The organism is Pseudomonas sp. SIMBA_067 (assembly GCF_046534675.1).
In the GTDB taxonomy this organism is placed as follows: domain Bacteria; phylum Pseudomonadota; class Gammaproteobacteria; order Pseudomonadales; family Pseudomonadaceae; genus Aquipseudomonas; species Aquipseudomonas putida.
Map to the genome: position 1 here is coordinate 1 of NZ_JAWRYH010000822.1, position 256 is coordinate 256.

Consider the following 256-nt stretch of genomic DNA (forward strand, 5'->3'; position numbering starts at 1 on the left):
GCTCACGAGTCATTTTAATTGAAACATCAACTAAATCACGGATGATAGTTTCAACCTCTTTACCTACATAACCCACCTCTGTAAATTTAGTGGCTTCAACTTTGATAAAAGGGGCATTAGCAAGTTTTGCTAAACGACGCGCAATTTCTGTTTTACCTACACCAGTTGGGCCAATCATTAAAATATTCTTTGGCGTTACTTCTGTGCGTAAGTCTTCGTTTAACTGCATACGGCGCCAGCGATTACGAAGGGCAAT

The 256-nt window shown here is 40.2% G+C and carries 1 protein-coding gene; it reads right to left on the reverse strand.

Annotated elements, in window-relative coordinates; genetic code table 11:
• Positions 1–256, reverse strand: a 256-nt coding sequence (locus SB765_RS31495) for an AAA family ATPase (protein ID WP_410932740.1), incomplete at both ends; no start/stop codon positions are given.